General features: G+C 72.3%; 10 protein-coding genes. 6 read left to right on the plus strand and 4 right to left on the minus strand.

The annotated features are described in order from the left end of the window. Nucleotides 1-64: 64 nt before the first annotated feature. Nucleotides 65-715: a DsbA family oxidoreductase gene (locus ACIP9H_RS06390; RefSeq protein ID WP_401581707.1), complete on the minus strand. Its 651-nt coding sequence runs from the start codon at nucleotides 713-715 to the stop codon at nucleotides 65-67. Nucleotides 716-967: 252 nt separating this feature from the next. Here ACIP9H_RS06390 and ACIP9H_RS06395 point away from each other — a divergent pair, with 252 nt between their 5' ends. Next, nucleotides 968-2,971 carry a SpoIIE family protein phosphatase gene (locus ACIP9H_RS06395; RefSeq protein WP_401957845.1) on the plus strand — a complete coding sequence of 668 codons (2,004 nt, stop codon included), beginning with the start codon at nucleotides 968-970 and terminating at the stop codon, nucleotides 2,969-2,971. 67 nt (nucleotides 2,972-3,038) lie between these two features. Here ACIP9H_RS06395 and ACIP9H_RS06400 read toward each other — a convergent pair whose 3' ends face one another. Next, nucleotides 3,039-3,926: a Rieske 2Fe-2S domain-containing protein gene (locus ACIP9H_RS06400; protein ID WP_401581712.1), complete on the minus strand. Its 888-nt coding sequence runs from the start codon at nucleotides 3,924-3,926 to the stop codon at nucleotides 3,039-3,041. A 622-nt stretch (nucleotides 3,927-4,548) separates the two neighbouring features. On the opposite strand from ACIP9H_RS06400, the gene ACIP9H_RS06405 reads away from it, so the two are divergent. From ACIP9H_RS06405 to ACIP9H_RS06425, 5 genes are all read left to right on the plus strand, one after another. Beyond that, nucleotides 4,549-5,946, plus strand: coding sequence for a glycosyltransferase (locus tag ACIP9H_RS06405; RefSeq protein WP_401581715.1), 1,398 nt, complete (start codon nucleotides 4,549-4,551; stop codon nucleotides 5,944-5,946). A gap of 96 nt (nucleotides 5,947-6,042) precedes the next feature. Continuing rightward, nucleotides 6,043-7,545, plus strand: a complete 1,503-nt coding sequence (locus ACIP9H_RS06410) for a cellulose binding domain-containing protein (RefSeq protein ID WP_401957849.1) — start codon at nucleotides 6,043-6,045, stop codon at nucleotides 7,543-7,545. A 73-nt stretch (nucleotides 7,546-7,618) separates the two neighbouring features. After that, nucleotides 7,619-8,857, plus strand: coding sequence for an MFS transporter (locus tag ACIP9H_RS06415; RefSeq protein ID WP_401581719.1), 1,239 nt, complete (start codon nucleotides 7,619-7,621; stop codon nucleotides 8,855-8,857). A 124-nt stretch (nucleotides 8,858-8,981) separates the two neighbouring features. After that, entirely contained in the window at nucleotides 8,982-10,178 is a 1,197-nt protein-coding gene (locus tag ACIP9H_RS06420) for an acyl-CoA dehydrogenase family protein (protein ID WP_401581722.1), read from the plus strand. 110 nt (nucleotides 10,179-10,288) lie between these two features. Further along, nucleotides 10,289-10,606, plus strand: coding sequence for an immunity 53 family protein (locus ACIP9H_RS06425; protein WP_401581724.1), 318 nt, complete (start codon nucleotides 10,289-10,291; stop codon nucleotides 10,604-10,606). Between the two features lie 46 nt (nucleotides 10,607-10,652). Here the strand turns inward: ACIP9H_RS06425 and ACIP9H_RS06430 are convergent, their stop codons facing one another. Continuing rightward, nucleotides 10,653-11,006: a hypothetical protein gene (locus ACIP9H_RS06430; RefSeq protein ID WP_401581727.1), complete on the minus strand. Its 354-nt coding sequence runs from the start codon at nucleotides 11,004-11,006 to the stop codon at nucleotides 10,653-10,655. A gap of 119 nt (nucleotides 11,007-11,125) precedes the next feature. Continuing rightward, nucleotides 11,126-14,563: a CARDB domain-containing protein gene (locus ACIP9H_RS06435; RefSeq protein ID WP_401957853.1), complete on the minus strand. Its 3,438-nt coding sequence runs from the start codon at nucleotides 14,561-14,563 to the stop codon at nucleotides 11,126-11,128. Between the last annotated feature and the right edge of the window lie 267 nt (nucleotides 14,564-14,830).

The following is a 14,830-nucleotide window of genomic DNA, read 5'->3' on the forward strand; positions in this document are numbered from 1 at the left end:
CTAGGCTTGTCCAGCTACGCGTTGGGGTGAACAGTGGTGTCCGCACCCGCTCACGGGCCGGGGATCAGACCCGCGTCGCCGACCGGTTCTGCCACGCCTGCTCCAGCGCCCGGGCGTAGAGTTCCACGGGTTGCAGGCCCGCGACGCCGTACGTCCGGTCCAGGACGAAGAACGGCACTCCCCCCGCGCCGAGTTCGGCCGCGAGCCGCTCGTCGGAGCGGACGGCCGCGGCGTACGCGTCGGGGTCGGCGAGCACCTCGCGCGCCTCGGCCGCGTCGAGTCCCGCATCGGAGGCGAGGGCGATCAGGGTCTCCCTGTCGTACACCGAGCGCTCGTCCGCGAAGTTGACCTTGAAGGCGAGGTCCCGCAGCTCCGCCTGGCGGCCCCGGTCCTTGGCGAAGTGCAGCAGGCGGTGCAGGTCGAAGGTGTTGCCGTCGACACGGCCGCCGATCCGGAAGCCGAGCCCTTCGGCGCGCGCCTCGGACGCGGCGTGCTCCTCCCGGGCGATCTGCTGCTCGCGGGTGCGTCCGTACCGGGCCGCCACCGCGTCGATGACGGGCGTTCCGCGATTCTCGGCGTCCGGATTGAGCTCGAACGACCGGTGCACCACCTCGACCTCGTCGCGGTGCTGGAAGGCGGCGAGCGCCCGCGCGAAGCGCGCGTCGCCGATGTAGCACCAGGGGCAGGCGATGTCGGTCCAGATCTCGACGCGCATGTGTCCGTGACTCCATGAGTAGACGTTCGGTCCACTACAAAATAGACGACCGATCGGCTATACCCAAACGGAAAAACAACGAGCAATTCGGCGTATCCGGGATGACGGTCCCGACGGCACGCGTTCCCAAGAAAAGCGTCACACGTGGATTTCAAATGATTTGCCCCCATATGCACGGGCCGGTCCCCAGGAAGACACACGGCGCAGACAGGGCACCGGACCTCCACCCCGACCCCCGCAGAGGTGTCGCTCGTGCACTCGACCCGTCTTGGCAGGCGCTTCCCCGTCCTCGTCCTCTCCGTCGTGCTGTTCTCCGGTCTGCAAGCGGCACTGGCCCTCGCGCACATCCACGTCATGGGGCTGCCCGAGTACTCCGTGCTGCTCCCTGTGGTCGCGGGCGCGCTGCTGCCCTTGCGGCAGACCCTCGGCGTGGGCCTCCTCAACCTCGCCGCGGTCTGCGCGGTCTACGGGGGGCTCCGGCCGGACATCGGGCTCGCCGGGCAGCTCACGGTCGTCGCCGCGCCGGCGGTCGCGCTGGGGCTCGGCATGGCCGTCTGCCGCGTCCGGCTCTCCCGCGAGAGGCGCCTCGAACGAGTGATGATCGCCCGCGACAGGCTCGGCCTGCTCAGCGAGGCCGGCAGGCGGGTGGACAGCACCCTGAGCGTGACCCGCACAGCGGAGGAACTGGCGGACGTGGCGGTGCACGGCTTCGCGGACCACGCCGCCGTGGACATCTTCGACTGGGTGCTGCGCGGCGAGGACGACACCGCCGGCGCCCGGGCGGGCGACAGCGCCCTGCGCCGCACGGCCTCGCGGTCCGGGCCCGAGCCCCTTCCGGGGCTAACGGCGGAGCCGGGCGAGGCCGTCACCCACCCGCAGGGGTCGGCGCCGGCCCGCGCCCTGACGACGGGCGAACCCGTACCGGCCCGGGCTCACGGTGCCGCTGGCGCCGCGGACCCGGCCCCCTCCACGCTGTCGGTTCCCCTCCGCGCCCGCGGGATCACCGTCGGCGTCGCGCTCTTCACGCGCTCCGGGCACCGGGCCGGCTTCGACGCCGACGACGTACTGCTGGCCCGGGAGATCGGGGCACGGGCCGCGGTCTTCGTGGACAACGCCCGCCGCTACACCCGTGAGCGCGACACGTCCCTCGCGCTCCAGCAGAGCCTTCTGCCGCAGGTGGCCGCCGAGCAGTCGGCGGTCTCCGCCGCCACCCGCTACCTGGCCGCGGACTCCCGCGCCGGAGTGGGCGGCGACTGGTTCGACGTCATCCCGCTCTCGGGGGCCCGGGTCGCCATGGTGGTGGGCGACGTGGTCGGCCGCGGCCTCAACGCGTCGGCGACGATGGGCCGGCTGCGCGCCGCGGTACGCACGCTCGCCGACATCGACCTGCCGCCCGACGAACTCCTCACCCACCTGGACGACCTGATCATCCGCCTCGGAACGGACATGGAACGCGCCGCGGCCGCCGGCCACGGCGGAGCGCGGGCCGGGGAGCTGGCGGCGACCTGCCTGTACATGATCTACGACCCGGTGTCGCGCAGCTGCACGGCCGCCCGCGCCGGCCATCCCCCGCCCGCCCTGGTGCGCCCCGGCGCGCCCGCCGAATACCTCGACATCCCCGCCGGTCCCCCGTTGGGCGTCGGCGGACTGCCCTTCGAGACCGTCCAGCTGGACGTGCCCGAGGGAAGCCTGCTCGCCCTCTACACCGACGGTCTCGTCGAATCGGCGGAAGACGGCCTGGAGGTGGGGCTCGAACGCCTGCGGAAGGCCCTGTCCGAACCGGTCGACTCCGCGGAGGACGCCTGCGACCACGTCCTGGACCTGCTGGTCGGCGACGCCCCGAGGGACGACGTCGCCCTCGTCGTCGCCCGCACCCGGGAACTCGGCGCCGACCACGTCGCCGCCTGGGACGTGTCACCGGATCTCGCCGAGGTCGCGCGCGTCCGCGACCTCGCCGCGCGCCGGCTGGCGGGCTGGGGCCTGGAGGAGCAGGCGTTCACCGCGGAAGTCGTCATCAGCGAGCTGGTCACCAATGCCGTCCGCTACGGAACGGGCCCCGTGCACCTGCGGCTGATCCGGCAGGACGCGCTGATCATGGAGGTGTCGGACGGCAGCAACACCGCTCCCCATCTGCGCCGGGCCCGGGTGTTCGACGAAGGCGGACGCGGGCTGTTCATCGTGGCGCACCTCGCCGAACGCTGGGGTACACGGCAACGGCCCGACGGAAAGACCATCTGGGCCGAACTGGCGCTGTAGAAGGGCCGCCGCCGTGCACGGCGACCCCCTCCTCGGCTCCCGGCCGCACGGCAAGGAGTCGGGCGCCTCAGCGCTGTGCGACGCGGACCTCCACCTGGCCGTCGGACGAGATCCGGCAGTCGAACCGGGGCTGCGGCGCGGTCGCCGGGCCCTGCACGTTCTCTCCGTCCGTGAGCCGGAACCGGCTGCCGTGCCAGGGGCATTCGAGGCACCCTTCGAGGATCTTGCCCTCGTGCAGGGGCCCGTCCATGTGGCTGCACCGGTCGGCCAGGGCGTAGAACCGCCCGTCGTCCCCGTGGACCACGACGACGGCGACCTCGTCGGCCATGCGGCGCACCGGCTCGCCTACGGGGAACTCGTACGGCATCCCGATACGGTGCCAGCCCGGCTCGACCAGTACGGGCACCGCCTCCGCGTGGTTGACGCCGGCGCCCTGGCGGTAGGCGAGATGGCCGCCGAGCACACCTCCCACCGTGGCGACGGCCATGCCGCCGAAGCCCAGGGCCTTGCCGAGGAAGGGACGACCCGTGAGCCGGGCCGTCAGGGAACCGGCGTACGCCGTGACGGCGGCGAGGTTGGCGACCGCGTGGACCAGGCCCACGCGGGCCTGCCGGGGACGCTGCTCCGCCCAGTCCACCCATCCGGCGAGAGCCGCCGGCCCGGCGGCGACCAGGCCCACCGCCACCAGACGGCGCGCGGCACGGCTCTCGCCGGGGAGCAGGTCGAGGATCCCGGCGGAGCTCCAGGCACCGATCGGCACCTGCACCAGCACCGGGTGCAGGGGGTGGCCGAGCCACAGGCCGCGCAGCACGTCCCGTCCACGGCTCAGGGGAAGGGCCCGCACCGCCTTGCGGACGACCCCGGCCGGGCCGTCCAGCCACGTCGCCCCTTCGAGGGTGTCCATCGCGTGCGGGAGCACACCGCCCGCGGTGCCTTGCGTTGTCGTCGTCAGCATCGTCGGCCTCATGGGGAGCGGCCTTCCTCTGCGGTCCGGGACGAACCCGGTGTCGGGTCGCGCGGGGACGAGTGTCCGCCGCGCCGTGCGCTCAGCGGGCGGTCCGCCACGCCCCGCTGAACGGCGGGGCCCGGCTCGGCCCTGCACACCGCCAGGCCGGGCCACGGGGGCGCCTGCCCAGCGCCCGGCGGTCCATTCGGCCGGCGCCGTCCGGACCCCGGCCCGGTGGCCCGGGTCCTTGAGCGGATCGGGGCGTCTTCGCGGGCGACACGGTCGGTGCCGAGTGCACGACGTACTGCGACGCGCGGCTGTACAGGCTGCGCGTCCGGGGGCCGCCGGGCGATCTCAGCGGGCCCGTCGCCGACGTCCCTGACGGGTCATCAGCCGACGCGGCCCGGCACATCCCGGACCGGAGGCGAGGGCGATGTGAGCACTTTCACACTCAGTGTCCGCTTGGCTCACAAGGCGCCCATAGAAGCGCAATTGACATTCCAAGATGGGAATTAATGCTGGATGCCCCTTTCATGCCTCTTGGGGGCGCGTTACCTTCGGCGCAGTACGTGTGTCCACCACCGGTCCGGTCCGCCGGCTGGGAGTGCTCGCAGGGAGGTCTTCGCACTTCATGCACAATCTCGCGGGTTCCTGGGGTCACGCCTCGTGGTCCCTGGGTCATTTGCACTGGTACGGAGTGGCCGTCGGCTCCCTCCTCGCCATCAAGCTGCTGCTGTCCGTACGCCGGCGGCGCCGTCCGGACCTGACGTTCGAGGAGCCGGTCAGCCGCCTGCGCATCCACGGTGTGGTCACCGCCTACAACGAGGCCCCCGAGATGCTCCGCCGCTGCCTGGAGTCGATCCTGGCGCAGACCTTGCCGCCGCACTCCCTGACCGTCGTGGACGACTGCTCCGCGACCCACACCGCCGGCGCCCTCATCGAGGAGATGCGGCCCCTGTTCCAGCGCGCCGGGGTGCGGCTGGACTTCATCCGCTTCCCCGCCAACCGCGGCAAGCGCCACGGCCTGGCCGCGGGCTTCCGGCAGGAACCGCGCGCCGACGCGTACCTGTGCGTCGACTCCGACACGGTGCTGGACCAGCACGCCGTCGCCGAGCTCGCCGAGCCCTTCTCCAAGCGCCGTGTGCACTGCGTCACGGGGCTGGTACTCGCGCACAACCGCGGCATCAACCTCCTCACCCGCCTCATCGACATGCGGTACGTCAACGCCTTCCTCGGCGAGCGGGTCGCGTACTCCCGGCTCGGCTCGGTGTTGTGCGCCTGCGGGTCGCTGGCGCTGTACCGCGGGTGGGTGGTGCGCAAGTACCTCGACGACTTCCTCGACCAGCGGTTCCTGGGCCGCCCCGCGACCTTCGGCGACGACCGGCGGCTGACGTACTACTGCCTCACCGAAGGGCTCTCCCTCATCCAGCCCTCCGCGGTCGGCTACACCGATGTCCCCGAACGCCTGGGCCACTACGTCCGCCAGCAGATCCGCTGGGGCAAGTCCTTCATCCGCGAGGGGTTCCTGCTGTTCGGCAAGTTCCGTGTGCGGCGCATGTACTGGTGGCTCAACCTCGTCGAACTGGTCTCCTGGGTGGCCTTCACCACCGCGCTGTTCGCCGCGCTTGTCGCCATCTTCATGCACCCGCAGGGCTGGACCCTGCTGGTCGGCTACGTCACCTACATGTGCGTCATGGCGTGGATCCGCTCCGTCCACTACCTGCGCGGCGCGGCGCAGGTGGGCATCGTCGACCGCGTGCTGACGTTCCTCGCCGCCCCGCTGTACGCGCTGCTCAACCTCGGACTGCTGCTGCCGCTCCGGCTCTGGTCCCTGGCCACGCTGCGCAGCACGAACTGGGGCACCCGCGCCAAGATCGAGGTCGGCGGTGTCGGAGCCGACGCCCCCGACATGACCGCCCCCGGCCCGGCACCGCAGATCGCCTTCCCGGAACAGCGGACGAAGGACGGCCGGGACGCGTGGGCCGGCACCTCCCCCCAGGACCACTTGGCCCCGGGCGGCGCCTCGTAGCCGCCACGGCCCCCGTTGCCCCGCCGCCCCGCGAAGAAGACCGAAGAACGCCGAGCATGCCCCCTGCATCGCCCCTCCACTGCGCTAGGAGCCTTCGTGGGTTCTGCCCGCCCCTCCACCGGTTCAGGCCGCCCCGGCCGTCCCGCTCGCCCGGCCCGGCCCGCGGACTCCGGCCCGCGGCAACCGCGACGGCGTGCGTGGGGAGCGCTGAAGCTCCTCCTGCTGGTGGTCGTCGTGGTCGCGGGCGGCACGGCGATCTACCCCGCGTGGCGTGACGCGCACCAGCCGCCGCCCGAGCTGACCGTGCGGTACAAGGCGGGCACGGCGACCGCCACGACGGCTCGGCCGTGGCTGGAGATCGTCAACACCTCCGACCGGCGTGTGCGCCTGGGCGACGTGGCGTTGCGCTACTACTACACGGCGGACGGCCCCTCCCCGTACGCGTTCAACTGCGTCCAGGCCTCCATGGGCTGCTCCGACGTCGTCGGGAGGTCCGTCGCGGCGGACGCCCCCGCCGCCGGCGCCGACCACTACCTGGAGATCACCTTCTCGAAGGCCGCCGGCACACTGGCCCCGGGCGCAAAGAGCGGGGCCATCGGGCTTCAGCTGTACCGTCCCGGCGGCGGGGAGCTGGACCAGCGCAACGACCGCTCCTACAGTCCCGCCCACGACACCTTCCAGGCCTCGGAACTGGTGACCGGTTACCTCAAGGGCAAACGTGTCTGGGGCGACGAACCCAGTGGTGGCGCCGCGGCCGGCCCGTCCCGGTCCGCGACGGCCCCCGCGTCCGCGCCCGCCGCGCGGCCCGCGCCGCCCTCCGGGATCGTGTTCGACGACTTCCACTACAGCGGCCCCCACGACCCGGCGCTGCACGCGCACGGCTGGCTGGTCCGCACCAGCGAGGGCGGTCCCGGCATCCGGAACACCTGGTCGGCCGACGGGGTCAGCTTCCCCGCGGACAAGGACTCGCTGAGCGGCCAGGTCCTGCAACTGCGGGCCTCGACCGACGGCACACGCCAGGGCACCACCCAGGCCGAGGTGCACACCACCGGCATGAAGATGGTGACGGGGACCTTCGCCGCCCGCATCCACTTCACGGACCGCCCCACGAGCGGCGGCAACGGCGATCACATCAACGAGAGCTTCTACATGATCTCGCCCCACCACCGCGCCCGGTACAGCGAACTCGACAACGAGTACCAGCCGAACGGCGGCTGGGGCGCCCCAGGCCCGAGGCTCGACACGACGACCTGGCGCAGCGCGGCCGACGGCGACCGGGTCACCCGCGCCACGACGGCCGGCCTCGGCGGATGGCACACGATGATCACCACGGCGGCGAACGGCGTGGTCACCTACAGCATCGACGGCAAGGTGCTGTTCCGCACCAGTGGCGCGTACTACCCGACCGAGGCCATGTCCGTGAACTTCAACACCTGGTTCGTGGACCTGCCGTTCACCGGGAAGCGGACCTGGGACATGCAGGTCGCCTGGTTCTACCACAAGGCCGGGCAGGCCCAGTCCCTGTCCCAGGTGCAGAAGGCCGTGAGCGGCCTCGCGGGCAGCGGCACCAGCTGGGTGAACACCCTCGCGGCGTCCTGAGCCGGTCGCCCACCACCCGCGCTCCGGCCCAAACAACTTTGAGCGGGCGGGCAGTTGCCGCAGACTTCGGTGAGTGCCCGCACCCCTTCTCCCGCACAAGGACTTCCGCTGGTTCCTGACCGCGCGGTCGGTCTCCCTGCTCGGCAGCGCCATGGCGCCGGTCGCGCTGGCGTTCGCGGTGCTCGACGCCTCGGGGAGTCCCGGGGACCTCGGCATCGTCCTCACCGCGCACATGGTGCCCCTGCTCGTGTTCCTGCTGGTGGGCGGCGCGACGGCCGACCGCCTCCCGCGCCGGACGGTACTGATCGCCGCGAACCTGGGCTCGGCCCTCACCCAGGGCGCCGTCGCCGCGCTCCTGCTGACGGGCCGCTACGCCCTGCTGCCGGTGGCCGCCCTGGGGTTCCTCAACGGTGTCCTCGCCGCCTTCACCACCCCGGCGCTGCGCGGCATCGTGCCCCAGCTCGTCCCCAAGGACGCGACCCGGCAGGCCAACGCGCTGCTGGGCTCCGTGGGCAACGCCACGAAGATCCTCGGACCGGGCCTGTCGGGCACGCTCGTCGCTGCCGTGGGCGGCGGCCCGGCCATCGCCTTCGACGCGCTCACCTACTTCCTCGCCGCGGTGTGCCTCACCCGGCTGTCCCCCCTGTCCGGTCCGCCCGGAGCCCGGCGCTCCGCGGGCCTGCTCGCCGACATCCGCAGCGGCTGGGCCGAGTACCGGAGGATCCGCTGGGTCTGGACGGTGTCGCTCGCCTTCTGCGTGATCAACCTCGTACAGGTCGGCACCTGGCAGATCCTGGGCCCCGTGCTCACCCGGCAGGTCGACGGCGAGGCGGCCTGGGGCTTCGTGCTCAGCGCCCGCGGCGCCGGACTGCTCGTGATGAGCGCCGTGATGTACCGGCTGGCGATCCGGCACCTGCTCCGCGTGGGCCAACTGGCGGCCGTGCTGGGCGCACTCCCCCTCCTCGTGCTGGGCGCCCGCCTGCACGCCCCCTGGCTGGTCGCCGCCGCCTTCACCGCGGGCCTCGGGTCCTCCGTCGCCTCCGTCGGCTGGGACACCTCGCTGCAGGAACACGTGCCGCAGCACGCCCTGTCGCGTGTGTCGTCCTTCGACGACCTGCTGTCCTATCTGGCCATCCCCGTCGGCCAGCTGAGCGTGGCCCCGCTCGCCGACCGCTTCGGGGGGTTCCGGGTGACCGTGGCGGCCGGTGTCGTCTACGCCGCGGCGGCGCTCGCTCCTCTCGCGTCCACCGCGGTGCGCCGCCTGCCCCACGGACGACCCGCACTCGCCGCCGCCGAAGCGGTCGGCAAGTAGCCCGGGAGATGTGACGCGGACCACAGGCCGGTCATCGAACTTCCGCCTTCCTCCCGCGTCCTGTCGCCGACACCGCACCACCGGGCGCCCGGCGCGCCGCGCCCGGGCGACACGAGGAGACGACATGTCCGAGACCCACGAGACCTCCGGGACCCCCGGCACCGCTTCCGGCTCGCCGGCCGGCGACCCGCTCGGTCTTCCCGCCCTGCTCCGGCCGGCCATCGAGGCCGCGATCGAGGAGTCCGACCGCCGGGCGGACATCCCCGCGGAGCTGTACGGGACACTTCGCGACGCGGGAGCGTTCCGCCTGCTCACACCCCGGGCACTCGGTGGGTCGCAGACGCCGCTGACCACCGCGCTGAAGGTGTACGAGGAGTTCGGCCGTATCGACGCCTCCGTGGCGTGGCTGGTCTGGAACGCCAACTTCGGCTTCGTGGGGGCGCTGCTGGACGAGTCCGCGACGGGGCGGATCTGGGGCCAGGAGCGGGAGCCCGCCTTCGCGAACTCCGGGATGCCCGGGACGGCCGTACCCGCCGAGGGCGGCTACCGCGTCTCCGGCCACTGGAGGATCGTCAGCGGCATCAACGCCGCGGAGTGGCTGGTGGCGGTCGTCGTCGTGATGGAGGACGGCGCGCCCCGCATGACCGCCGCGGGCGCGCCTGATGTGCAGATGTGCGTCCTGGGCCGGGACCAGTGGTCGGTGAAGGAGACCTGGGACGTCAGCGGTATGCGCGGCACCGGCAGCAACGACGTGGTGGTCGAGGACGCCTTCGTGCCCGCCGACTTCCTGTCGCCCCTGGACGCGCCCCTCAGGATCGACGAACCGCTGTACCGGGGCTTCCTCCCCGCGCTGGTCCTGCCCGGCTGCAGCGCGGTCGTCCTCGGCGTCGCGCAGGCGGCCCTCGACGAGACGATCGCGCTCGTCTCGACCAAGAGGAACTCCACCGGCGCGACGCTGGCGGAGTCCCCGCGCACCCAGTACGCCGTGGCCGACTGCCAGGCGGCGCTCCAGGCCGCACGGCTGCTGCTGGGCTCCGTCGCGCAGGCACTCGAGGACGCGGCCGGGCGCGGGGACGTCCCCACGCTCGGACAGCGGGCGGACCTGCGTGCGGCCATGACGCACGCGGCGCAGGTCAGCCGCCAGGTCCTGGTGACGGTGTACGAACTGGCGAGTTCCACCCCGCTCTACCGCGGCAACCGGCTGGAGCGCCTGTTCCGCGACGGCATGGCCGCGCTCCAGCACGCCAACCACTCGGCGCTCGCCATGGAGGCCGCAGGCCGCGTCCGCCTGGGCATGGACCCGGGCGTCGGCCTGTTCTGACCCCGCGCCCCACGCGGGGGGCCGTGGCCGGTCCCCACGACCGGCCACGGGCTCCTGCTCCGGCGTTGGTCCACCTGACCTGCACGCATGGTTCGCCAGCATCTGCGTCCATGTCCGGATCCGAGAACGTCCTCGACTGGTTGCAGAGTTGGTACGCCGCACAGTGCGACGGCGACTGGGAGCACACGTGGGGTGTGACGATCGGGACGCTGGACAACCGGGGCCGGACCGTCAGGATCGACCTCGAGGAGACGGCCCTCGAGGATCGCGCACATCCCCGGCAGCGGATCACTCGGGGGGAACACGACCGGGTGATCGCCTGGACGTCCGAGAAGGTGTTTCACCTCGTCTGCGGGCCGGGGAACCTGACCGAGGCACTCGCGCTCTTCCGTACCTGGGCAACCGATGACGCCGTGCGAAGGCCCTGATCCGATGGCCTCCACCCCCGGGCGGGCAGGACATGCCGCACCAGGGTCACTCGTAGCCCCCTGCCCTCAGCCATCGGCTCAGCGCGAGGGCGTCACGGGTCAAGGACAGCGTCTCGGCGCGCGTTCGCTCGGCGTCCTCGGGCGGTCCGGGCCGGACCGACACGCCGTCGCCGGGCGCCCCACCGAGGAGGTGGAGACGGGTCCGCTCCCGGAACCAGGCCGCGAAGCGGCGTACGTCGCGGGGCTCGGGCCGCCCTCCCGACTCGCGCCAGCGCCGGGCGGGTTCCGCCACCGCGCGCGGCTCCAGCCCGGCGAGCCAGCCCTCGACGAGCCGGGCCGCCGTGGCGGCGTCCTCGTCCAGTGCCTGCCGCCGTTTCGTACGGCTCGCCCACAGCTTCATCAGCCCCCCACACCCGGGCACCAACTGTAGGGACCGCATCCGTTCAGGAACAGATCTCCGGGTACGACGGGCGGACGGGGTCTCCGGCTCCCCGCGCGGGAGCCGGAGACCCACCGGGGTCAGTCGGTCCTGCGCTGCGCGGTCAGGCCGGCCGGTGCGCCGGTGACGGTGAACTGGGAGCCGGGCTCGATCAGTACGCTGCCCTGCGCCGAGTTGGTGATCGTGACATTCGTCAGGGCGGCACTGCCGCGGGCGCCGCTCATCGCGAGGATGCCGGAGCCGTTCACGGAGTTGTCGATGCGGACGTCGGTGAGCTTGACGCCGGGCATCGTGCCGCCGCCGGTCTTGAACTGGATGCCGTCGTACGTGGAGTCGTGGATCTCGGTGTCCCGGATGGTCACGCCCGGGATGTCCGTGCCCTGCGCGAAGAGCGTGATGGCGCCGAACTCCTGCGCCTCGCCCCAGAACGCGCCGCCCGTGCGGTACAGGGCGTTGCCCGAGATCGTGGTCTGGCCGGAGAAGGGGATCGGGTCGTGGTCGGTGGCGAGCATGATGCCCGGGTAGTTCATCGTGTCGGAGACGATGTTGTTCTCGATGGTGTTGCCGTACCCGCCGTACACCGCGATGCCGTTGGCCCGCCAGGGCAGCTGGACGGTGTTGTTGCGGAAGTGGTTGTCGTGGCCGACGTCGACGGACGTGTCCTTGACGTACTTGCTGGCCCAGACCGCCAGCGCGTCGTCGCCGGTGTTCCGGAACGAGGAGTTGTAGACGGTGGAGTTACGGGTGCCGTTGGCGAAGTTGATGCCGTCGGCATAGGTGTCGCGGACCCGCACGCCAGTGAACTCCAGGCCGTCGCCGGGGCCCCACAGCTCGGGGATGTTCGAGTAGTCGCGGCCGACCCAGACGCCGACGTTGGCGTGTTCGATCCAGACGTTGGTGATCTTCGTGTTCTTGCCGAAGCGCCCGTTGAGGCCGACGCCGCCCTCGGCGTTGCCGTCGCCGCCCCGGATGGTGCCCGAGCCGAAGATGGCGATGTCGGAGATCTGGGTGTTGTCGTCGATGTCGAAGCCGAAGTTGCCCTCGTGCGGGTGGTTGATGCCGCCCGCGTTCTGCGGCGGGGTCAGGGTGTAGAGCTGGGAGTGCCACATGCCCGCGCCGCGGATGGTGACGTCCCTGATGCCGACCTGGTTGTACTGGCCGCGGTTCAGCGGGTCGTCGGTGAGGATCTTCTGCTCCTGGCGCCACTGCCCGGCCGGGATCCACACACAGGAGATCTGGCCGTTCTGGTCGGCGGTGACCGCCCGCTGGATGGCGTCGGTGTCGTCGAGCCCGTCGCCGGGGACGGCCCCGTACTCGGTGATCGAGGTGCAGTTCGCCGGCTTCGCCGCCGCCGGGGCGACCTGCTCCAGGTCGATCAGGTCGATGACGTAGTAGGCCGCCGAGTCCCCCGCGTCGCGCTGGAGGCGGAACGTCGTGCCCTGCGGGTAAGTCCGCGGCAGGAGCGCGTGGGACTCGTCGAAGAGCCGCCGCGCGTCGCCGCCGGGCCGGTTGGTGAGCCCTTCCGGGTCGTCGGTGCTTCCGTACAGCCAGCTGTGCTTGGACGACAGCGACAGCTTCTGCACGAAGGTGCCGTCGGCGTAGAGGCTGATCGTGGCGTCGGCTCCCCCGCCGCCCGGGGCGTCGGGGACGGAGTTGCGCACGACGACGGAGTTGGTGGACGTGGTGGAGGTGAACTCCACGTACTGGCCCCCGGAGTCGAGCCGGACGGACTTGCGGCCGGAGGACTCGGTGGCGAAGTTGGTGTGCCCGAAGGTCCGCTTGGCGTCCGCCGTGAGCAGGGTGCCCTGATAGCGGCCGTCCTCCGCCTCGTACTCGGTGTACGGCACGGCGGCGCCGCGTCCGACCACGAGCGACTTGGCGAGCACGTTGTTGTCCTCGTTGGTCTCGGCGACCACGCCCGTGGCGTCCGCGGTGGCGGTGAGGGTGGCCCCGCCGGCGGTCGCCGTCCATGTGCCGCTGATGGACACGTTCACGGTGGCGCCTGCCGCGACCTGGCCGGTCGTGCCGTTCAGCGTGGTGGTCCCGGCCTGGAGGCGGGTCACCGAACCCGCCGCGGCGGCGGTCGTGCCGCGGTTGTGCACGGCGACGGTGAAGGAGACGGGCGTGCCCACGGCCGGATTCGCGGGGCTCGTGGTGATCCCGGCGACCTCCAGGTCGGGCCCGGGTGCCTGGCTGACGACCAGTCTGCTCGCCGCGTTGCGGCTGTTGTTGGTGTCGTCCAGTTCGGCGACCGTGTTGCGGGGGTCGACAACCGCGGCGACCGCGTAGCTGCCCGCCGCGCGGGTGCCGGTGGAGACGGCGACCGTGGCGGAGGCACCGGGGTCGAGCGCGGGCACGGTGGCACTGCCCGCGGCCGTCCCCTCGACGCTGACGTCGACGGTCGTCGCCGCCGAACGCGCTGTGCCGGCGTTGCGGACACCGGCGTTGACGGTGACCGCGTCCCGCTCGGACGGGGCGGCCGGCGACCAGTCCAGGCTCGTGACGGTCAGATCGGGCGCGGGCGCCGCCGTGCCGACGACCTGGAATTCGGCGACCTGTCCGCCGGGCGCGCCGGTGTTGGAGAAGAACCGGAGCCGCACGTCGGCCCAGCGGCCGCTGACCGGGATGGTCACCGAGTTGCCGCTTCCGGGGCTGAAGGCGTAGTCGGCGCGGTCGCGCAGCGAGGTGAAGCCGCTGTCGGACGCCGCACGGCCCAGCACCTGGATGCCCTGGGTCCGCGCGCCCCACACCGGGTCCGGGTTGAGCTTGACCACGACGGCGGTGACATCGGCCGGGGTGCCGAGCTTGACGGTGAGGTCCGCGGGGTGGCCTGCCGCCTCCCAGTACGTGGAGGTCGAGTCGTCGGTTGCGTTGGCGGCGACGTAGGTCTGCGTCGACGAGGTGGCCTCGACCGGCTTGTTGCGGGCCAGGTTGGTGCCGGTGGGCGGCGGTTCGGTGCCGCCGTCCTCCTCGCCGTACACCTCGAGCTCCGACAGTTGCGCGGCGTTCCACCCGGTGTTGCCGGAGATGCTGACGCGGACGTACCGGGCGTCGGCGGTGGACGTCAGGTCGACGGCGACGGTGTTGGCCTGGGCGGGGTTGAACACGCGTCCGGCCGATGCGGAGAGCGTCCCGAAGGCGGAGCCGTCGGTGCTGCCCTGGAGGGCGAGCGTCTGGGTGCGGGTCTCCCACCCCGTGGGCAGCTTGAGCACGACCCGGTCGACGGTCCTGGTGGCACCGAGGTCGACCTGCACCCACTGGGGGAACGACCCTGTCGGGCCCTCCCAGTAGGAGGCCTGGGTCCCGTCGGTGGTGTTCCCCGCCGGATACGCACCGAGGGAGCCGCCCGCCGTGGCGGGACGGCCCAGTGCGAGGTTGACGTCGGCGGCCGCCGCCTGCGCGGCCGGTGCGGCGGCCTGGGCGGTGGAGGCGAAGGGCAGCGGTGACAGCCCGACGGTCATGAGTCCGGCCAGGACGGCGCCGGACAGCGACCGTCGGCCGAGGGGTCTCCATCTCATGGGGGTCCTCTATTCCGTGGAGGGGGGAACGCGGCAGGAGGGCGAGATGTGGCCATGCACGGCACTTGAGTCAGACAGTCGACTTCTTGCGGAAACTGCGTCATCAGGTTTCTCGGACGTCTCGGATTTGTCAACAGCGCGTAATATCACGGCCGTTGCCGCGATCACGGCCTTGCGTGCCGCATCTTCCGCTTGCGTGCGCCGACTGACACACCACCACCGCACGGAACGGGGACGATCCCCCTGGACGGCCGCACTGACGGGACG

It is taken from the genome of Streptomyces sp. NPDC088732 (assembly GCF_044751205.1).
Taxonomy (GTDB): Bacteria; Actinomycetota; Actinomycetes; order Streptomycetales; family Streptomycetaceae; genus Actinacidiphila.